The following is an 18794-nucleotide window of genomic DNA, read 5'->3' as shown; positions in this document are numbered from 1 at the left end:
AATAATCACCTCTATCTGTCTATTTCAGGAGCACATACTCCCATAGTATCGAGCCATATTGCAGCATCATCGAGTCTTGTTCCAGGTAAATATTTTTCTATACCAAGCATACCTTGTGGATAAGAAGCACCTCTAACAGCAACTCTATAAGGCATTTCTTTCCCATTTGAAACCATATAATAACCATATTCTCCTCTTGCACATTCAATATGAGAGAATACTTGACCAGCGGGAACTCTCCATCTAAGTGCATTTCCAGAAGAAATTTTTGCTCTTACACTTCCTGTTTTTGGCATTTTATCTAAAACTTGTCTCAATATTCTTATACTTTGAAATATTTCTTGATACTTAATACCAAGTCTTGTATAAGCATCAGAGTATGTTGCAGTTGGAACATCAAATTCTACTTGATCATATCTTGCATATGGATCAACTTTTCTTATATCATAAGCCTTCCCACTTGCAGATCTTAATCCTATTCCAGTTACTCCAAGTTCTTTTGCAACTTCAAGTGGAAGTACTATTTCATCTTTTGTTCTTTTTATTATCATTTTATTTTCTAATACTAATGATTTATAATCTTCCATTCTCTTTTCAAGATAATCCAAGAAAGAACTTATTTTTTCTTCTATTCCTTCTGGTAAGTCTTTTCTAACTCCACCAGGAACAATATACATATGATAAACTCTTGCACCTGTTATTTCTTCAAAGATATCAAGAATTAAATCTCTGTCTGCTATAGCCCAGTTTGGTCCTGTATATAAACCAGTTGGCCCACCTATTCCACCAAAAGCCATTAAATGATTAGCTACTCTTGCAAGTTCAAGAATAATCATTCTTATCCAATGTGCTTTTTCTGGAACTTCAACTCTTGCCAACTTTTCAATTGACATTGCATAAACCATTTCATTTATATCAGGTTCAACAACACAAATTCTTGGTATTAAAGCAAGATTGTTCATCCACAATCTTCTTTCCATAAGTTTTTCAAATCCTCTATGGAGCATTCCAGGCATAGGTCTTGCTTTTACTATAATATCTCCTTCAACATACATGTGAACACTAAAGTTACCATGCATTCCAGGATGATTAGGTCCTAAATATAATTTTAATTCTTTCATAGTTCATCACCTTCTGGTATGAATTCTGCTTTATATTCTCTATCTGGGAACTTTCTCTTAGAGTATGCAAGTGGATCAAAATCTTTTCTCATTGGTGGCATATCATCCCAAATTTCAAGAAATAAATCTTTTTCATAATTTGGATTTCCAGGAAAGTTAACTCCAAAAAATTCATGAACATCTCTTTCATAGTATTCTGCTCCTGGGAAAATTGATATTATAGAGTCCATAATTGGATTATCTCTATCTATTTCTGTTCTTAAATTTATTGTAATACCTTCATCCCAGTTCATCAAAACATATACAAGTTGAAATTTTTTTATTTCTATCCAATCAACACAAGTTAAAAATGTTAATTGATCCCATCCACTGCTCTTCAAATAAGCTAGTGCTGAATGAATATTATCTTTTTTCATATCAACAGAAAGTTGTTGTTTTGAAACTTCTTCAAATATAACATTTTCAAATCTTTTTGATATATCTTCCTTTATATTATTCATGGAATTCATCTTTTACATACACCTCCCCAAGAGAGTGGATTTGATTTCTATGATACCAATCATAATTTTCTTGATAGTGTTTCCATCCTCTTGCTTCGCCTTTATTAATCATATTCATTAATTTTTTAAATCCACTCATTACTGCTTCTGGTCTTGGCATACATCCTGCAATGTATAAATCAACTGGTAAATAATGATCAAGTTTCTTTATAGTTGCATAAGAATCATAATACACGCCACCATTTAAGGTACAAGAACCAAAACCAACAACATACTTTGGATCCATCATTTGTTCATATGTATATAAAAGTCTTCTTAATGTTTTTACACTTAAGTATCCCGTAACGAGTAAAACATCTGCTTGTCTTGGAGTTGCCATAGGAGCCATTCCAATTCTTTCCATATCAAATCTTGAAGTCATAGTTGGAGGTAATTCAATTGCTCCACAACCTGTACAATAATGAAGCATCCATACAGATTTACTTCTAAAAATATTTTGAATTTTTTCAAAAAAAGTTAAAGAATCATTTAAGTCATCACTATAAATATTTGTTTCATTTATGCTATCCATACTTTCACTCCCAATCCGGTGAATATTATAACCGCAGTTTGAATCAAGGCTAAAATAAGTGGATATTTATAATAAAATACTACTAATTGATCTATTTTAAACCTTCCAACAACAGATGAAATCATGTTTGCAAGAGTATAAACAATAAAATATTTTATTAGGAATGAAACTATATTTCCTCCACCTAAAAATAGATTAACAAACATACTAACTTCTATAAAGGTTGCAAAATCATGTTGAAGTATCAACATACCTAATTGTTTTCCACCATATTCAACTAATGGTCCTGATGCAATTTCAGCTGGAGCAATTGGTGTATCAAATGGTTTTTTACCTAACATTCCCATTAAAGATATAAAAGCTACAATTACACCAAGAGGCATTCTAACTGCATTCCAATATAAAAATCCACCAGCTTGCATTTGCACTATATGAGAAATTGATGCTGTTTTGTATCCAAAAATCATTCCAAATATTACCATTATAAATGGTAATTCATAACCAACCATTTGAGTTAAAGCTCTCATAACCCCTATACTTGCCCAAGGGTTTCCAGAACCAACTGCACTCATTGCCATACCTAGTGAACCAATTGCAAGTAAATAAACTATAACAAAAAAGTTATCTAATCTATCAAAAGCAACTATTCCAGCAAAAGGCATAAAAACTAATGTTGCCATTGTTCCACCCAATGCCATCATTACACCAAAATCATAAATTATTCCATGAGATATTGAACTTTTTGAAAAAGCTTTAAAAATATCCATAAAGTTCTGATACCATGGAGGTCCAACTCTTCTTTGAATCTTTGCTGTAACCTTTCTTTGAAGACCATCAACAGTCACTTGCCAAAAAAAGGCAATTAATAACAATAAAATTCCTATTAAGTAACCTGTCATAAAATACCACCCCAAATCGTGATAACAGTTATAAATACTATTACCCAAAATACGGTAAATACAGGATTATCATTAAAGAACCATGTTCTTAAAAGACCACCGAATTCTGATAATTTTTGTACACATGAATTAAAGAATTTTTCAACTGAAAGAGTTGTGTTGTACAATCTTTCAAATGGAGCATAATAATCTTTTGCATAATGATATCTTTCTGGATCATAAATAAATTCAGCTGATGTATAAGTATCCATGAGTCCAACTTTTTTTGATTTTTTGTGCATAAAATAAATAATTGCTGCAATTATAAAACCAAAAGTAAATACCCAGAATATAACTGCTGAATCCCACATTCCAGTTCTTGTAAATATCTTTGTACCTTCTAAATGAATTTTTTGTATTCCAACTTTTTCTTCTATTATTCCAATGTATTCAAGAACTTTTCCTGGGAAAATACCATAAAAAATAGTTAAACCAGAAAAAATCCACATAGGTATTTGCATTAAAAATGGTACTTCTTTTAATTCATTGTGTTTTGGAGATAATTGACCTAAAAATACTGTAGATAATGGTCTAAAAACATACAAGAATGAACCAACACTTCCAAAAAATGCAGCTATTGCAGTAAACATCATACCTTTACTAACAAGTGCTTGGAAGATCAACCATTTAGAAGCAAATCCACTCATTGGTGGTATACCTGCAAGTGAAATAATTGCAATTAAATAAGCTGTAAAGGTTATTGGCATTCTTTTTATTAAACCACCAAGTTCAGACATTTTTGTTGTTCCGGTTCTATAATAAACAGCTCCTATTGTTGCAAACATTGCAGCTGAAGCAAGAGCATGATTTAAAACGTGCATCATACCTCCAGCAAATCCTGTTGTACTTGCAATAGAAATACCCAAAAGAATATATCCACTATTACTTACAGTAGAATAAGCTATGAGTTTTTTTGCATCATCTTGTTTTATTGCCATTAAAGTACCAACAACAATACTTATAGAAGCTAAAATCATAATTATATATGTTTCAAATGGATATCCCATTATTTTTACATGATTTTCAAACATCTTTGAAAATGGTAAAACAGCAACTGTAATCATTGAAATAAAACCACCAATTTTTACAAGAGCACCTGAAAGTATAGGAGAAAATGTATTTGGTGCACTTCCGTGAGCTGCTGGTAGCCATGTATAAAATGGGAAAATTCCTAATTTCGTAATTCCAGATAATATTATTAAGAAGAATAATAATACTCCATATTGAGGAATATTAACGAGTTGTGCTCCAACTTCTTGTATATCAAATGTACCTAACTTTGTATACATCAAGAAAATAGAGTAAAGCAATGATAATGAACCAATTGAACTCATTGTATAGTATATTACTGATGCTTTTCTTGATTTACCCATAGGTATTATGAATAAAGAAGTCCAAACTGCAACTTCATAAAATGCAAAAAGAGTTAAAAAATCTTTTGAATAAAACATTCCAACACTTGCAGCCATTGAAACTAAATAAAATGCATTGTAAGCTGATGGGTTTGAATATTTTTCAATAAAAAATGGATTCATAAATGAAATCATTGAATATATTAAAACCATTATCATACTAAAGTACCATGCATAACTACTTGTTACAAAAGATATATCAAAGTTTCCAAATGAAAATAAATTATATACTTCACCAGCATTATCTTTAAAGCCATACAAGTAAATTAAAAACGCAACACTTCCAATTATAGTTAAATAAGATCCTGCTTTTTTATTTATTTTGCTAACAAAAAATGTACCAACAGCAAAAAGCATAAAATAGATCATTAATTGTGCAAACACATCACATCCCTCCAGTCGTAAGAATACCGGAATAATTTTTTAAAGACTCTACTGTTCCATTTAAAAAGTTAGCTAAAACATCTGGATATAATCCAAGGAAAACAATAATAGCAGCTACAATTACAGCTATAAAAGCATAATTAAATGTATCTGTTAATTTTAATTTTGCAAGTGAAGGTTTTGAAACTTCTCCTTCTTTTCCTGGATTCCAAAGTTTAACAAGAGCTCTTATATAATAAATTCCTTCTATTAATGTAGCAAATAAAATCAATGCAGGTAACCAAACATTTTTACTGAAAACTTCTATTAAAATATTTAACTTTACATAAAAACCATAAAATAATGGTAAACCTACAATAGAAAGAGCTGCAGCACTAAAACCAAATCCCAATATTTTATTGTTTAAAAATACACCTTGTAAATCTTCTATCTTATCTTTTCCATATTTAATTGCAATATAACCAGCAATTGAAAACATAACCATTTTAGACATTGCATTATTGTATATTTGCATTACAGCTGGATATTGAGCACCAACTAAAAATAAAGTTGAAATTAAACCAGCTTGTCCAACACTTGAAAAAGTTAACATTCTTCTTAATTTCTTTTCTGAGAAAGCTATAATTTCTCCAAATAAGAATGTAGAAATTGTTATAAATAATAGTAAATTATGTATGAATCCAGTAGTTACAAATACTGATGTAAATAGTCTACCAAAAACAAACATCATTGCACTTGCATAGACTGCTGCAAATATTGGAGCGGTTAAAGAATCAGTATTTGAATAAACTTCCTTTGCCCAAGAGTTAAAAGGCATAAATTTAGATTCAACAGAAATCCCTACAAAAATCATAGTTATAGCTAATAAGTATAATTTATTATCCATCATTGAAACTTTAGAAGCTATATCTATAAAGTTTAAACTTCCTGTTGAAGAATAAAACAAGATAATCCCAAATAAAAACAAGTTTATTCCAAAGGTACCAAGCATTAAATACTTAAAACTTGCAATATGTTTTCCTGTTGAAGAAGAAAGAATATAAGCACCTATTCCTGCAATTTCAAGGAAAACAAATAAATTAAACAAATCGCCTGTAAGTACAACACCATTCAATCCTGCAAGAGATACTAAAAGTACAGTTTCCATATTTTTTATACTCTTATAAGACATTAAAACAGAAATTGTAAAAATAGTGTTTATTATTAAAACAGCTGCAAATGAATAATTATCCAACACAAGATTTATACCATAAGGAATCTTCCAACCGCCAATTAAATAACTACCTTTTTCTATAAAATTCAATAAAAGAATATTAATTAAAAGGCCAGAAAACATAAATACTTTTTTTGCACTTTTGAATATAACCGATAAAAATGCAAAGAGAAGTGGTAATGTTATAAGCAATACTGGATTATTCATTATCTTCACCACCAATTTCATCTAGCTCGAGTGTACCATGCTCTTCATAGATTTTTCTTGCAAAAGAAAGTCCCAATGCAGTAACACCAACACCTATAACGATTGAAGTTAAAACTAAAGCTTGAGGTAATGGATCAACAAATCCTTTATTAACTTCACTTGTTATTATAGGAGCTTTCCCTCCACTTATATAACCAGTCGATACTATAAATAAATTAATACCAACTTCTAAAACATTTAATGAAACTATTAATTTTATTATGTTTTTTTGTGTTAAAAGACCATAAATTCCTATTAAAATTAAAATTATAAATATGTATTGAATCATTTATTTTCCCCCTCTCTTGCAAAATGAGAGATAAGGTTTGAAAGTTCTGATCCTACTTTTAAACCTATTAAAACATAAACTACTGGGATTAATCCTGCACTAAATAAACTTCCAAGTTTTCCCATAGGCATATAATTGTATAAGAAGAATCCTCCCGCGCTCAAACCTATTAAACCAAGTATGATGAATAAACTTCCGGATAACCCTTCAAGTGCTGAAAAGCTTTTCACCTTAACTCTAAATTCATCATTAGAAATGAACATTAAAAGTACAGCTGATCCTATCATAGCTCCACCTGGGAATCCACCACCTGGGGTTAAATGTCCATGTATGAAAATATAAAAACCAGTAATTAAAATTATTGAAACTGCTACTTTACTTCCTATTTTTAAAATAAAATTAGGCTCTACTTTAAATTTTAAACGGTTTTTATATCCACCTAAAACAACAGAAACTCCTAATGCCGAAAGGAATAAAACAGTTACTTCTCCAAGAGTATCAAATGCTCTATAATTAACCACTACAGAAGTTACTAAATTTGCTGAACCAGTTTCTAAATTTTCAGATCCAAACTTAACTTCTTTATTTTCTCCGTTAACACTCTTATTTACAAATTTTTCAGAAACTTTTCCATTTAATGTACTTTCACCAAATTTTGAAAAATTATACTTTCCATTATTCGAATATAAAGTTGAAAAAATAAATATTCCCATAACAACAATTAATAAAATAGCAAATAATCTCTTCATTTTTTATCACCAACTTTTTTATTTATCATTATTAATGTAACGATAAACAATGCAGAAACTAATCCTGAACCAACAACTGCTTCAGTGATTGCCACGTCTGGTGCTCTCATAAAGATAAAAGAAATGACAGAAAACATACTCAATATTGATAAATAGATTATTGAATTTACTATTTTTTTAGACTCTATTGCAAGAAATGCAAATACTATCATTGTTAAACCAATGAATAATTCAAAAATACTCATATTAGTCATTATTTTCACCACCCATTGGCTCTTTCATTTCATTGATTTTTAACTTATAAGTTTTTACACCCCGTTTATAAGATGCCCTTGCAAGTGCAGAACTACCTACTGGATTTGTAATTGCAAGAAAAACAACTATCAACAAAGTTTTTAATAACCATTGAGGATTAGCAAATCCAACACCTAAAATCAACGAAAATGATCCAAGAGTCGTTGCTTTTGTACCAGCTTGAAGTCTATTAAAGACATCTGGCATTCTAAAAATTCCAAGGCCACCAAGAAAATAAAAGATTGAACCAATTATAATTAATGTATTTCCTAATATAATCATTTTTTCGCCTCCAAATATCTTGCGAAAATAACGGTTTCAAGAAACGAAAGTGCTGCATAAGCAATCGCAATATCAAGATATAAATTACTTTTAAATATGTGAGCAATAAAAACTATAGTTCCTGTTACAATAACATTTATAGCATCTACCGATACTATTCTATCTGTAACATCCGGACCAATAATTAATCTTAAAATGCTGAAAAATAAACCCAAACCAATTAAGCCAAACACTATAAAATTCATCATTTAAATATCCCCCCTAAAATTTTTTCAAAGGGTTGCGAAATTTCTTTTTTATACTCTTCTTCACTACTTCCCTTAACATCAATCCAATGAATATACATGTATCCATCTTCATAATCAATAGATAATGTTCCTGGAGTTAGTGTGATAGAGTTTAATAATGCTAAATTTCCAAAATCGCCTTTTAAATCCGATTTAATCTTTACAAATCCTGGATTTAAAGGTATAACTGGTTGTATAACCCTTATTGCAACATCTAAATTAGATATTATCATTTTGTAAACAAATAGAGGGGTATACAAAAACACAAATTTTAACACTTTGACAATAAAACCCGCATCAAAAGAAAACTTTAAGTAATCTTTTGTTGCAAAACTAACAGTAAATGCAACAATTGCTCCAACAAGAAATTCTTCTGAAGTAAATCCTGTTAGTGTTATCCATATTGCATAAGTAACTAAAAAAACCGATAAAAACCTCTTCATACTATACTTCCTCCTTTCTAAAATTTTTATATATTTTATTTTATTAAAGATAGTGAATTTTTCCACTTTATATAAAATATTAACCTTTAACAACTTTTAGCAATTTTTCGTTAAACTTAAACTATTATACCACATAATGGTAACTACAAGCAAATTCATTATACCCCTGTGCGGTAAAATAAATTAATTTAATCTAATTCATTTTAATGTGTTTATTATAAAATAAACATAAATAATTTAAAAAATCTTTATTTTTGTATTATTTTATGATAAAATACATATGATAAAAATATAGTATTGGGGGAGATATTATGAAAATAGGTGAATTTTCTAAAAAATTTAATGTAAAACGAGATACTATACGCTATTATATTGAAACAGGTTTATTACTTCCAGAAAAAATAAGAAATCAATATATATTTGATGAAAGTTGTATAAAAGATATGAAAGAAATTATAGAATTAAAAAATTTAAAGTTCACAATATCTGGTATACAAAAAATATTTTCATTAAAAAGGATGACTAATTTAACGGATATAAGTGATATAGACTTTTACTTGAGCTTTTTTGAAAATAAAAAACAAGAGTTATTAAAAGAAAAAGAAAAAATAGAAAAGGCATTGAATATAATAGAAGAAAAAATTTCTTATATAAATACTTCATTGAAAAACAAGGAAAAGAAAATCGGAATCCCACTGCAGTTCATAAATTATTTAGTTTGTCCAAAGTGTAATAAACCACTTGAATTAAATAATGCAACAATAAAGAAAAATTATATATTCACGGGTGAATTAAACTGTGATTGTGGATATCATGCTCAAATAAATAAAGGAATAATAATTACTCCAGAAGCTGATACTTCTGAAATACCAGAATATGAAAAAAAAGGAAAGACATTATTAAATATGTATGATCAATCATTACTAACTTTAATGGAAAAAGGTGGAATTTGGATATACAAAAGATTATTTAATATAGGAGTTAAAAACAAAGTTATTATGGAAATAGGTACGGGTCTTGGAAGATTTGTTAAAAATTCAATGGTAAATATGGGAAAAGATACTTTATATATTGCTACTGAAAAATCTCTTGATTCATTAAAAACTCTTAAAAATTCTTTGGAATTAGCTGGTAGTAATGCAAATATAGTATTTATAGCTGGTGATTATACTAAATGCCCAATAAAATCAGAATCTATTGATATAGTGATAGATTACTTTGGAACAAGAAATTATTTATTAAAAAATTCTTTTTATCCTGTAGAAAAGGTTAGTAATTTTTTAAAAAAAGATGGAATTTGGATTGGAACCTTTACTTATTATGAAAATCACGCAAAGTCATTAAAAAACTATGCAGAAAAAACTAGAAATTTATTATTATTTGAGTCAATAAAAAACTCTTTTACTAAAAATAGTATAAAAAAATTAGAGTCTTCAGAATTAGGCTTTTCATTAAAAATGGGAGAAATTGAAAAAACTCATATTCCCGGAGATAAGCTTCATGTTTGGGCTTTTTTAGGGAAAAAAATTTAAAAATGTTGACTATTTTTAAAATTTGGAGTATAATATTAATGTAACGGTAATTAATTACTAAATAAAAAAATAAAATATATAATGTCGTGTTTCAGCAAATACCGTGGAGGTGATTTTATGGATTTTAAAGTATTCACCAAAGAATTAGAACTAACACCAGCACTTAAAAACTATGTAGAAAAAAGAATGACAAAGGTAGACAAATTACTAAAAAGGCATTCTGATTTAATATCTCCAGCCGATTTTAGAATTTCAAAAGAAGGTGGAAAATACAAAACAGAAATAACAACTCATTTCAAAAAACTTAATAATTTAATAAAAGTTGAAGAAAGAGAAGGTGACTTATACGAATGTATTGATAAGGTTACAGACTCTTTTGAAAGAAAGATAAAAAAATTAAAGGATAAGCTTCAAACTCATGAACCAACAAATAATTTAGTTGAAACTTTTAAATTTCCAGAAGCTATTGATGAAATGCCTATAGTTAAAAGAAAAAGATACGATCTTTCTGTAATGTCTGGAGAAGAAGCTTTACTTCAAGCTGAAATGCTTGGACATAACTTCTTTGTTTTTAGAAACTCTGAAACAGATGAAGTAAATGTTGTTTATAAAAGAAATGCAGAAAACTTTGGTATAATTGAATTTAATTCATAATTTAATATAAAAAAATAAAGAAACCCAATGGGTTTCTTTATTTTTTTATATTTGAAGTATTTTTTCTATCTTAGCTTTATCAAAGCCAACTATAATTTTATTTCCTATTTCTATTACAGGAACTCCCATTTGTCCACTTTTTTTTACCATTTTTTCAGCTGCTTTTCTATCTTTGGAAACATCTATATCTTTAAAAGCCAACCCTAAAGATTTAAAGTATTGTTTAGCTCTTTTACACCATGGACAAGCTGGGGTTGAATATACCGTTATTTTAGCATGTTGCATATTTTTCTCACCTCCATACCCTATTATGGTATTATTATATCAGAGTTATTAAAAAAATAAATGAATTTAAAGTTAGAAATTGATTAAATAAAATCAATTATTTATAGGCTATTACTAAGAGATCTTTTTTTAAAATTTTTACATAATTTTGTTTATATAAATTATTGTGTTAAAATTAAAGTATAATAAACATTTTAGGAGGAGAAAAAATGATAGGAATTTTATGTGATTCAGCTTGTGACTTGCCTTCAATATATTTGAAAAAAAATTTTTTAGAAATTGCTCCACTTCAAGTAATTTTAAATGATAAAAGTTATAGAGATGTTGTTGAAATAACAACTCCAGAAGTAATTGAATTTATGAAAAAAGATATTCCAAAAACTTCATTGCCTTCTTACAAAGATATTGAAGAAAAATTAAATAAACTTGTTGAAAAAGGCTTTAAAAAAATTATAGCTTTAACTATATCTAGTAATTTAAGCGGTACACATAACATGTTTAGAAATGTTATAAATGATTTTTTAAAAACAAATAAAGATATCGAAATTGAACTCATAGATACATTAAGTATTTCCATTGGTTCTGGTTTAATTCTAAAAAAGGCCATGGATATGATTGAAGACAATAAATCTTTTGAAGAAATAAAAAACAAATTAAACTCTATAATACCAAATAAATCAAGAGTTTATTATACAATACCAACACTTAAATTTTTAAAAGCTGGTGGAAGAATTGGAAAAGTTTCTGCTACAATAGGAGATTTTTTAAATATAAAACCTGTAATATCTGTAAATACTGATGGAATATACTATACAGTAGCAAAAGGTAGAGGTATGAAAAAATCTATTAATAAAATGTTTGAAGTATTCAAAGAATTTGTTTCTGAAAAAACTGTAGAAAGTGCTGCCGTTTACGTTTCATCATCTGATGCACTAACCACAAAATTAAAAAATGAATTAATTGAAAAAGTAAAATCAATTGGAATAAACAATATAATAGAAGGAACTATAACTTCTGCAATGCTTGTTCATACTGGTGAAGGTCTTGTTGGAATGTCTGTAATAGCTAATTAAATAAAAAATTAAACACTAATAAAAAAACTACTTTAATATAAAGTAGTTTTTTTATTTTTTTATTCTAAAATATTCTTGATTAACGTTAAGGAAATATATTATTATTATAAAATTAATACAATTATTTTATAATATCTTAAGGGGGTGACTTTTGTGATAAAAAAACTTATTATTTTTTTAATAATATTAGTTAATTTAATAAATTTTTCATCTATAAAAGTAGGAATTTATCAAAACCCGCCATTATCTATTATTAATGATAACAAAATTTATGGTATTTTTCCAGAATTATTAAATTATATTGCAAAAAAAGAAAATTTAGATATAGAATATATAACTGGAACCTTTTCAACACTATACACTAAATTAAAAGAAAACAATATAAATTTATTAATGCCAATTGCTTATAACGAAGAAAGAACCAATGAAATAGATTATAATAATGAAACAATAGTTTCAAATTGGGGAGTTGTAATAACACAAAAGAAAAATAATATACTTTCAATTAAAGATTTGAATAAAAAAGTAGTAGCTGTATTAAAAGGAGACGTTTATTATAACTCAAACAATGGAATAAAAAACTTATCAAAAAAATTTAATATCAATCCATACTTTATTGAAAAAAACACTTATTATTCCATTGAAAAAGCCGTAAGTAATGGTTCTGCAGATGCTGGAGTTGTTAACAGATATTACCTTTCTTATGAAGTTGAAGATAATAGTGTTTTAGAAACTAATATTATATTTGATCCTTATGAAATTAAAATTGGTTTTTCAAAAAAATTTTCAAAAAAAAATGAAATCATAAATATTATTGATCAAAATTTATATTTTATGAAAGAAAATCCAAATTCAAATTACTATTCAATTTTAAAAAAATACGAAAATCCAAATTCAAAAAAAATTTCTAAATTGTTATATTTTATAATAATATTTTCTGTATTATCTTTTTCTTTTTTTACAATTGTTATTATACTTTTAAAAAAAATTATTGTAATGAAAACAAAAAAACTTGAAAAATCTTTAGTTATTATTCAAGAGCAAAAGGAAGAAATTGAAAACTCTTTTGAAGAACTTCAAGCAAATAATGAAGAATTAATTAAAAATCATAAGGAATTAGAAAAATTAAATAAAGTTTTAGAAGAAAATCAATCTGAGCTTGTAGAAAAATATATAGAATTAAACACATTAAATGGAGAACTAAAGAAAATATCAGAAAAAGAAAGATTTCAATCAACTAAATTTAAAAATTTAATTTTAATAAGTTCAAAATTCTCAACTTACCTTGAAAATGATTCAGAAGATGATTTTTTAGATACAATATTTCATTCTGCAAAAAAAATATTGTCTAGTAAATTTGGCTTAATTTATAAAATAAATTTTAATTCAATAAAAATATTACACAATGATGGTTATTCATACGATTCAAGTATACCAAAAAGTTTTTTGTTAAACGATGCTAAAATTCAACTTTTTGATAAAAATTCAATATTTTCTGAGTTTTTTATTGAAGAAAGTATAAACTCTATTATTTCAATACCTTTATTTTTAAAAAAGAAAAAAATTGGTGGAATGTTTTTTTCTCTTTCCACAGAAAAAAACGATGATAGTTCTGAAATAATAGATATTTCATTGGCAATAAAAGAATTAACAGAAGCATTTTTAAGCATAAAATCAAACAATGATACTTTTAAAGTTGCTTATAATAATTTTGCTAAAAAGTTAGCAATTGTAGCAGAAGCTTATGATGAAAATACTGGAAATCACATTGAACGTGTTGGAATTTTATCTTCTTTTATTTCTGAAAAACTTGGAATGCCTAAATCTTTTGTAAAAGATATAAGAAACTTTGCACCACTTCATGATATAGGAAAAATATTTATACCTAATGAAATTTTAAATAAACCAGGAAAACTTACAGAAGAAGAATGGAATATAATGCAAAAACATACAATGTATTCAATTAGATTAATTGGAGAAGATGAATACTTTAAAATGGCTTTGAATATTGCTTTATATCATCACGAAAAGTTTGACGGAAGTGGCTATCCTTTTAAATTATCTGGAAATGAAATTCCAATTGAAGCTTCTATTGTATCAATAGTTGATGTATATGATGCTTTACGTTCAAAAAGGTCTTATAAACCCCCTTATAATCATAAAAAAGCTTTAGATATAATTATAAATGGTGATAATCGAACAAATAGTAAACATTTTAACCCCAATATTTTAAAAACATTTTTAAGTATAGAAAGTGATATAGAAACACTTTATAACGAAATATACAATACTGATGAAAACCTTTAAAAGTAAATTTTAAATACCCATAAGCTTAGCTTATGGGTATTTAAATTATGTTAAAACTTTTATCAAAAGAATTTAAAACTTCACAACCATTTTTTGTAACTAACACTAAATCTTCTATTCTAACGCCAACCTTTCCATTCAAATATATACCAGGTTCAACAGAAAAGATCATTCCAGGTTTTAACTCCATATCATTATCCGAACTAACATTAGGCCATTCATGTACATCTATTCCTATATTGTGACCAGTTCTATGTGTAAAGTATTCTCCATATCCTGCCTTTTCTATCACACTTCTTGCAGCATTATCAACATCTGAAAATTTATTTCCAGGTTTTACAGCTTCTATTCCTTTTAAGTTTGCTTCTAATACTATATTATATATTTTTTTATACTCGTCTTTAGGTGCACCAAAAAATATAGTTCTTGTCATATCAGAACAATAAAAATCTTTAACTCCGCCCATATCTATTATTACAGAATCACCATGTTTTATTTTTGTTTTATCACTTATATGATGTGGTTCACCTGCATTTTCACCATATGCTATTATTGGTTCAAAAGAATTACCTTCAGCCCCTAATTTTTCAAGAATATTTGAAACTGCTCTTGCAACCATTTTTTCTGTCATCATATTAGGAATAAGCTTTTGTACCTCTTTCATTGCTTTATCATTTATTTGAGAAGATAATCTCATCTTATTTATCTCTTCTGCATCTTTTATGACTCTCATTCCTTCAATTACTTTAGAGGAATTAAATACTTTTATATTAATTTTTTCCATCAACTCAATTAAAAATTTTGCACTCCAATTTTTATCTATACCAAGTCTTTTATTTTTATTAATATGCGAACTAAATATTTCAATTGGATTTTCTTTATCTTCATAAATAAAACTTTTTATATTTTTTGTTTTTACTGGAAATAATTTATTTATAAAAAGTTTTTTATCTCCATTTGAATTTAATAACAAACCTAAAAATCTTTCTCCAGGATCAATCCATTCACCTGTAAGATAAAATATATCAGAAGTTGTTGTTACAAGCATTTGATCTATTCCATTTTTTTGCATATTTTCTATTGCTTTATTCATTCTATCCATAAACTCACCCCTTTCATGAATAATTATATCATCTTAATCTATACTAAAACAATAAGAGAATTTTTTTATTCAATTTATATTACATTAATAAAAAAATAAAATGAGGACTAAGCCCTCATTTTATTTTTTGTGTTATTTTTTTTACTAAATCTAATGAAACATTTAATTTTCTGGAGATGTGTTGATTTGAAAAACCCATTACATAAAGTTCAATAATTTTAAAACTTTTTTTCTCATTTATCAATTCTTTGTTTTTAACCACAAAAGCACCTCCAGTAAAAATAATATTTTATCCTTGATTTTATTATATCATTTTCAAAATAGTCACAACAAAAAATTGACAAAAAGGTTACTTTTAGAAATATTTAGTCAGTTGATAGATTAATCAGCAAAATTTCTTTATAAACTCGTTAAAATTATTTATAACAAAATCAGCTTCATAAGTTTTATTTAAAAGATCATGATTCATAAAACAAGTTTTAATTCCACTATTTTTACCAGCAAGTATATCTAATTCTCTATCTCCAATTCCTAATGTTTCTTCTTTTTTTAAGTTATACTTATTTATTAAATATAAAAAACTTTCTGGAGATGGTTTTAATTCAAAACCATTTGCTTCTGAAACTATTTCAATAAATATATCTGTAGCTTCATAGTAATTCAATATGTTAAATAAAGTTCTTTTATCTCTATGAGTTATTATAAAATTATTTTTTTTATTTTGTTTTATTAATTTACAACATTTAATAGCATCTTCAAAAGGTTTGTTTTTGTGTGGAGGAATATTATTTGAATTTTCCCAAAACTTTTCAATAAATTCTCTTGGAAGATTATGTTCCTTTATTAAACTCTCAATAGCATAAGTCAAAGTTTTTCTCGTATAATCATAAATTTTTTTTTCATCTTCTTTAATCCCATATTCTTCAAGAGTTTTTATCATAGCATTTATTGTTGCTGGATAAGTATTAAATAAGGTTCCATCAAAATCCCATATAAAATTTTTCATACTATCACCTCAATTTTTATAATTCAATAATTTTTTAAATAAAAAGATTTATTATGTTTAATAAAAAAACTATAGTTTGTTTATAATAAAAAATTAAATTTTGTGCTATAATATTGAATATAAATTCATCTTACTAAAGTTATAAATTAATTAAATTCTACTTACTCATTATATTATATCAATTATTTTTTTAAGTATCAAATTAAACCATTCTTTAAAAGAATTCAACTAACAAGTTTAAGCAAAAAAATTTTTAGAACGTATTCAAAATTCAATTTTTTTAAAATGTTCTCATAAAGTTTACACTATATTTTCCGCATGTAAAACTAAAAAACGTAAAATATATAGGTTAAAAAACTTTTGAGGTGAATTAATATGCTAAACGAACATTTAAAGTCTAAAAAACTTGAAATTCAAATAGAAAGTTTTGAAAAAACTTTTAAGAATTCTATCGAAATAACTTGGGATAAAATCAAACTTTTAAGTGAAGATGCTAAATTTTTATCTCCAATAAAGGTTGAATTCAATTTAAAAAAATTAAAAAATGGAATTGAAGTTTATGGAACTGTTGATACCGAATTAGAATTATCTTGTAGTCGTTGTTTAGAAAAATTTAACCATAAGATAAATGGTCAATTTGAAGCATTTTACATAAAAAAAGAACACATGGAATTAAATGAAAAAGAAGAATTATCTGATTTAGAAAATACAATTTATTATGAAAACTCTGAAATTGATTTGACAGAGAGAGTCATTGAGGCTATAATATTAGCTGTACCAGATATTCCACTTTGTAAAAATGATTGTAAAGGATTGTGTCCTATTTGTGGCGAAAATTTAAATGAACATCCAGATCACAATTGTGAAGTTGAAGATATAGACCCAAGATTTGAAAAATTAAAACAATTATTAGATAATAATTTAGATTAAGGAGGGAACATCATGGCTGTACCTAAGCAAAAAACGTCAAGAGCAAGAACTCACAGAAGAAAGGCAAAGTATTATTCAGCTGTTAAATTAAACGTAGTAACATGTCCTAATTGCGGTGAACCAAAACTCCCACATAGAGTTTGCTTGAATTGCGGATACTATGGAAACAAACAAATCCTTGAAATCGGTGAGTAATTTGAAAAAAATTGGCATCGACTTATATGGTGGCGATAACGCGCCCGAATCTGTGATTCAGGGCGCGATTTTTGCTTTAGAAAATAAATTTTTGAATAATTGCGAACTTGTAATTGTGGGAAATAAAAAAGATTATTCAGAAAAATTTAACAAATTTAACAATGTATCTTTTATTGATGCAGAAAATACTGTAGATAATCACACAAAGCCTACACAAGCCTTAAAAATGAAAACATCCTCAATTTATAAAGGATGTGAACTATTAAAAAACAAAGAATTAGATGCATTTGTAAGCGCAGGTAATACTGGTGCACTTCTTTCTGCTGGAACTTTTGTTGCTGGTAGACTAAAAGGAATTAAAAGACCTGCTTTAGCCGTTGCTTTACCAAGTAAGACGACACCAAAAATACTTATAGATGCTGGAGCAAATGCTGAAGTAAAACCAGAATTTTTTTATGACTTTGCAAGGGAAGGTATTGCTTATGCTGATTTCATGGGTATTAAAAATCCAAAAATCGCAATATTAAATATTGGAACCGAAGAAGGAAAAGGCTCTACCCTTGTAAAAAATGCAGCAAACTATTTAAAAGAAAAAAACTTAAATTATGTTGGATTCATTGAAGGCAGAGATGTATTTACAGGAGACTATGACATTTTAATAACAGATGGATTTACTGGAAATACAGTTTTAAAAACAATTGAAGGAACTGCCTACTATATTTTAAGCGAATTAAAAGCCTCTATAAAAAAAGGTGGTTTATTTGCAAAACTCGGTGCTTTAATGATGAAAGGATCTTTGTATTCATTAAAAACAAAGTTAGATTACAGGCAATATGGTGGAACATTTTTCTTAGGAGTAAATGGCATTTTAGTAAAAGCACACGGGTCTTCTGATTCAGAAGCAATTGCAAATGCTTTATATGTTGCATCTGAAGCTGCAAAGAAAGATATCGTATCAAGAATTACAAAGGAGGTGTAAAA

General features: G+C 27.0%; 23 protein-coding genes. 7 read left to right on the top strand and 16 right to left on the bottom strand.

Annotation, left to right across the window (positions count from 1 at the left end; all coding sequences use genetic code 11):
- Positions 1–11: 11 nt before the first annotated feature.
- The 12 genes from IGS63_RS05655 to IGS63_RS05600 are packed head-to-tail and all read right to left on the bottom strand — an operon-like array spanning position 12 to position 8729.
- Complete coding sequence (locus IGS63_RS05655) at positions 12–1121, bottom strand: NADH-quinone oxidoreductase subunit D (RefSeq protein WP_190616025.1); 1110 nt, start codon at positions 1119–1121, stop codon at positions 12–14.
- Positions 1118–1630, bottom strand: coding sequence for an NADH-quinone oxidoreductase subunit C (locus tag IGS63_RS05650; protein WP_190616024.1), 513 nt, complete (start codon positions 1628–1630; stop codon positions 1118–1120). Before IGS63_RS05650 ends, IGS63_RS05655 begins: the two co-directional genes overlap by 4 nt.
- Complete coding sequence (locus tag IGS63_RS05645) at positions 1614–2192, bottom strand: NuoB/complex I 20 kDa subunit family protein (RefSeq protein ID WP_190616023.1); 579 nt, start codon at positions 2190–2192, stop codon at positions 1614–1616. Before IGS63_RS05645 ends, IGS63_RS05650 begins: the two co-directional genes overlap by 17 nt.
- Positions 2180–3091, bottom strand: coding sequence for a respiratory chain complex I subunit 1 family protein (locus IGS63_RS05640; protein ID WP_190616022.1), 912 nt, complete (start codon positions 3089–3091; stop codon positions 2180–2182). The genes IGS63_RS05645 and IGS63_RS05640 overlap by 13 nt, the downstream gene beginning before the upstream one ends.
- Positions 3088–4926 carry a proton-conducting transporter transmembrane domain-containing protein gene (locus IGS63_RS05635; RefSeq protein WP_232521326.1) on the bottom strand — a complete coding sequence of 613 codons (1839 nt, stop codon included), beginning with the start codon at positions 4924–4926 and terminating at the stop codon, positions 3088–3090. Before IGS63_RS05635 ends, IGS63_RS05640 begins: the two co-directional genes overlap by 4 nt.
- A 1-nt stretch (position 4927) precedes the next feature.
- Entirely contained in the window at positions 4928–6346 is a 1419-nt protein-coding gene (locus tag IGS63_RS05630; RefSeq protein ID WP_190616021.1) for a complex I subunit 5 family protein, read from the bottom strand.
- Complete coding sequence (locus IGS63_RS05625; RefSeq protein ID WP_190616020.1) at positions 6339–6674, bottom strand: sodium:proton antiporter; 336 nt, start codon at positions 6672–6674, stop codon at positions 6339–6341. The genes IGS63_RS05630 and IGS63_RS05625 overlap by 8 nt, the downstream gene beginning before the upstream one ends.
- The gene (locus IGS63_RS05620) at positions 6671–7423 is read right to left on the bottom strand and encodes a Na(+)/H(+) antiporter subunit B (RefSeq protein WP_190616019.1); all 753 of its coding nucleotides are present in this window, start codon (positions 7421–7423) and stop codon (positions 6671–6673) included. The genes IGS63_RS05625 and IGS63_RS05620 overlap by 4 nt, the downstream gene beginning before the upstream one ends.
- Entirely contained in the window at positions 7420–7677 is a 258-nt protein-coding gene (locus tag IGS63_RS05615; RefSeq protein WP_232521320.1) for a Na(+)/H(+) antiporter subunit B, read from the bottom strand. The genes IGS63_RS05620 and IGS63_RS05615 overlap by 4 nt, the downstream gene beginning before the upstream one ends.
- Positions 7670–7999 carry a monovalent cation/H(+) antiporter subunit G gene (gene mnhG, locus IGS63_RS05610; RefSeq protein WP_190616018.1) on the bottom strand — a complete coding sequence of 110 codons (330 nt, stop codon included), beginning with the start codon at positions 7997–7999 and terminating at the stop codon, positions 7670–7672. The genes IGS63_RS05615 and mnhG overlap by 8 nt, the downstream gene beginning before the upstream one ends.
- Entirely contained in the window at positions 7996–8247 is a 252-nt protein-coding gene (locus IGS63_RS05605) for a monovalent cation/H+ antiporter complex subunit F (protein ID WP_232521318.1), read from the bottom strand. The genes mnhG and IGS63_RS05605 overlap by 4 nt, the downstream gene beginning before the upstream one ends.
- Entirely contained in the window at positions 8244–8729 is a 486-nt protein-coding gene (locus IGS63_RS05600) for a Na+/H+ antiporter subunit E (RefSeq protein ID WP_190616017.1), read from the bottom strand. Before IGS63_RS05600 ends, IGS63_RS05605 begins: the two co-directional genes overlap by 4 nt.
- A 311-nt stretch (positions 8730–9040) precedes the next feature.
- On the opposite strand from IGS63_RS05600, the gene IGS63_RS05595 reads away from it, so the two are divergent.
- Positions 9041–10261, top strand: a complete 1221-nt coding sequence (locus IGS63_RS05595; RefSeq protein WP_190616016.1) for a MerR family transcriptional regulator — start codon at positions 9041–9043, stop codon at positions 10259–10261.
- 117 nt (positions 10262–10378) lie between these two features.
- Complete coding sequence (gene hpf, locus IGS63_RS05590) at positions 10379–10915, top strand: ribosome hibernation-promoting factor, HPF/YfiA family (protein WP_190616015.1); 537 nt, start codon at positions 10379–10381, stop codon at positions 10913–10915.
- 45 nt (positions 10916–10960) lie between these two features.
- Here hpf and IGS63_RS05585 read toward each other — a convergent pair whose 3' ends face one another.
- A complete protein-coding gene (locus IGS63_RS05585; protein ID WP_190616014.1) occupies positions 10961–11200 on the bottom strand; it encodes a glutaredoxin family protein in 240 nt (79 codons plus the stop codon).
- Between the two features lie 209 nt (positions 11201–11409).
- On the opposite strand from IGS63_RS05585, the gene IGS63_RS05580 reads away from it, so the two are divergent.
- Both IGS63_RS05580 and IGS63_RS05575 read left to right on the top strand, forming a co-directional pair.
- Complete coding sequence (locus IGS63_RS05580) at positions 11410–12273, top strand: DegV family protein (protein ID WP_190616013.1); 864 nt, start codon at positions 11410–11412, stop codon at positions 12271–12273.
- 153 nt (positions 12274–12426) lie between these two features.
- Positions 12427–14580, top strand: coding sequence for an HD domain-containing phosphohydrolase (locus tag IGS63_RS05575; protein WP_190616012.1), 2154 nt, complete (start codon positions 12427–12429; stop codon positions 14578–14580).
- A 40-nt stretch (positions 14581–14620) separates the two neighbouring features.
- On the opposite strand, the gene IGS63_RS05570 is transcribed toward IGS63_RS05575, so the two are convergent.
- The 3 genes from IGS63_RS05570 to IGS63_RS05560 all read right to left on the bottom strand — a co-directional run bounded on the left by IGS63_RS05570 (position 14621) and on the right by IGS63_RS05560 (position 16688).
- Positions 14621–15682: a M24 family metallopeptidase gene (locus IGS63_RS05570; protein ID WP_190616011.1), complete on the bottom strand. Its 1062-nt coding sequence runs from the start codon at positions 15680–15682 to the stop codon at positions 14621–14623.
- Between the two features lie 115 nt (positions 15683–15797).
- Complete coding sequence (locus tag IGS63_RS05565) at positions 15798–15944, bottom strand: hypothetical protein (protein WP_190616010.1); 147 nt, start codon at positions 15942–15944, stop codon at positions 15798–15800.
- 123 nt (positions 15945–16067) lie between these two features.
- On the bottom strand, positions 16068–16688 hold the full coding sequence (locus IGS63_RS05560) for an HAD-IA family hydrolase (protein WP_190616009.1): 621 nt from the start codon (positions 16686–16688) through the stop codon (positions 16068–16070).
- Positions 16689–17063: 375 nt separating this feature from the next.
- On the opposite strand from IGS63_RS05560, the gene IGS63_RS05555 reads away from it, so the two are divergent.
- The 3 genes from IGS63_RS05555 to plsX are packed head-to-tail and all read left to right on the top strand — an operon-like array spanning position 17064 to position 18792.
- Positions 17064–17618 (top strand): YceD family protein, encoded by a 555-nt coding sequence (locus IGS63_RS05555; protein WP_190616008.1) that lies wholly within the window; start codon positions 17064–17066, stop codon positions 17616–17618.
- A gap of 12 nt (positions 17619–17630) precedes the next feature.
- Positions 17631–17813: a 50S ribosomal protein L32 gene (rpmF, locus tag IGS63_RS05550; RefSeq protein WP_190616007.1), complete on the top strand. Its 183-nt coding sequence runs from the start codon at positions 17631–17633 to the stop codon at positions 17811–17813.
- Positions 17806–18792 carry a phosphate acyltransferase PlsX gene (gene plsX, locus IGS63_RS05545; protein ID WP_420856922.1) on the top strand — a complete coding sequence of 329 codons (987 nt, stop codon included), beginning with the start codon at positions 17806–17808 and terminating at the stop codon, positions 18790–18792. The genes rpmF and plsX overlap by 8 nt, the downstream gene beginning before the upstream one ends.
- Positions 18793–18794: the final 2 nt, after the last annotated feature.

Origin of the sequence: Tepiditoga spiralis, from assembly GCF_014701195.1 — a bacterium.
GTDB classification, from domain to species: domain Bacteria; phylum Thermotogota; class Thermotogae; order Petrotogales; family Petrotogaceae; genus Tepiditoga; species Tepiditoga spiralis.
The sequence above is the reverse complement of the archived record's forward strand: the minus strand, read 5'-3'. Positions and strand labels throughout refer to the sequence as shown.

What these genes read in the sequence shown, in the direction of transcription:
- IGS63_RS05555 (WP_190616008.1), top strand. Translation starts at nt 17,064, where the DNA reads ATGCTAAACGAACATTTAAAGTCTAAAAAACTTGAAATTCAAATAGAA.
- IGS63_RS05570 (WP_190616011.1), bottom strand. Translation starts at nt 15,682, where the DNA reads ATGGATAGAATGAATAAAGCAATAGAAAATATGCAAAAAAATGGAATA.
- mnhG (WP_190616018.1), bottom strand. Translation starts at nt 7,999, where the DNA reads ATGATTATATTAGGAAATACATTAATTATAATTGGTTCAATCTTTTAT.
- IGS63_RS05655 (WP_190616025.1), bottom strand. Translation starts at nt 1,121, where the DNA reads ATGAAAGAATTAAAATTATATTTAGGACCTAATCATCCTGGAATGCAT.
- IGS63_RS05605 (WP_232521318.1), bottom strand. Translation starts at nt 8,247, where the DNA reads ATGATGAATTTTATAGTGTTTGGCTTAATTGGTTTGGGTTTATTTTTC.
- IGS63_RS05650 (WP_190616024.1), bottom strand. Translation starts at nt 1,630, where the DNA reads ATGAATTCCATGAATAATATAAAGGAAGATATATCAAAAAGATTTGAA.
- IGS63_RS05585 (WP_190616014.1), bottom strand. Translation starts at nt 11,200, where the DNA reads ATGCAACATGCTAAAATAACGGTATATTCAACCCCAGCTTGTCCATGG.
- IGS63_RS05560 (WP_190616009.1), bottom strand. Translation starts at nt 16,688, where the DNA reads ATGAAAAATTTTATATGGGATTTTGATGGAACCTTATTTAATACTTAT.
- IGS63_RS05595 (WP_190616016.1), top strand. Translation starts at nt 9,041, where the DNA reads ATGAAAATAGGTGAATTTTCTAAAAAATTTAATGTAAAACGAGATACT.
- IGS63_RS05620 (WP_190616019.1), bottom strand. Translation starts at nt 7,423, where the DNA reads ATGAAGAGATTATTTGCTATTTTATTAATTGTTGTTATGGGAATATTT.
- IGS63_RS05580 (WP_190616013.1), top strand. Translation starts at nt 11,410, where the DNA reads ATGATAGGAATTTTATGTGATTCAGCTTGTGACTTGCCTTCAATATAT.
- rpmF (WP_190616007.1), top strand. Translation starts at nt 17,631, where the DNA reads ATGGCTGTACCTAAGCAAAAAACGTCAAGAGCAAGAACTCACAGAAGA.
- IGS63_RS05645 (WP_190616023.1), bottom strand. Translation starts at nt 2,192, where the DNA reads ATGGATAGCATAAATGAAACAAATATTTATAGTGATGACTTAAATGAT.
- IGS63_RS05640 (WP_190616022.1), bottom strand. Translation starts at nt 3,091, where the DNA reads ATGACAGGTTACTTAATAGGAATTTTATTGTTATTAATTGCCTTTTTT.
- IGS63_RS05625 (WP_190616020.1), bottom strand. Translation starts at nt 6,674, where the DNA reads ATGATTCAATACATATTTATAATTTTAATTTTAATAGGAATTTATGGT.
- hpf (WP_190616015.1), top strand. Translation starts at nt 10,379, where the DNA reads ATGGATTTTAAAGTATTCACCAAAGAATTAGAACTAACACCAGCACTT.
- IGS63_RS05600 (WP_190616017.1), bottom strand. Translation starts at nt 8,729, where the DNA reads ATGAAGAGGTTTTTATCGGTTTTTTTAGTTACTTATGCAATATGGATA.
- IGS63_RS05615 (WP_232521320.1), bottom strand. Translation starts at nt 7,677, where the DNA reads ATGACTAATATGAGTATTTTTGAATTATTCATTGGTTTAACAATGATA.
- IGS63_RS05630 (WP_190616021.1), bottom strand. Translation starts at nt 6,346, where the DNA reads ATGAATAATCCAGTATTGCTTATAACATTACCACTTCTCTTTGCATTT.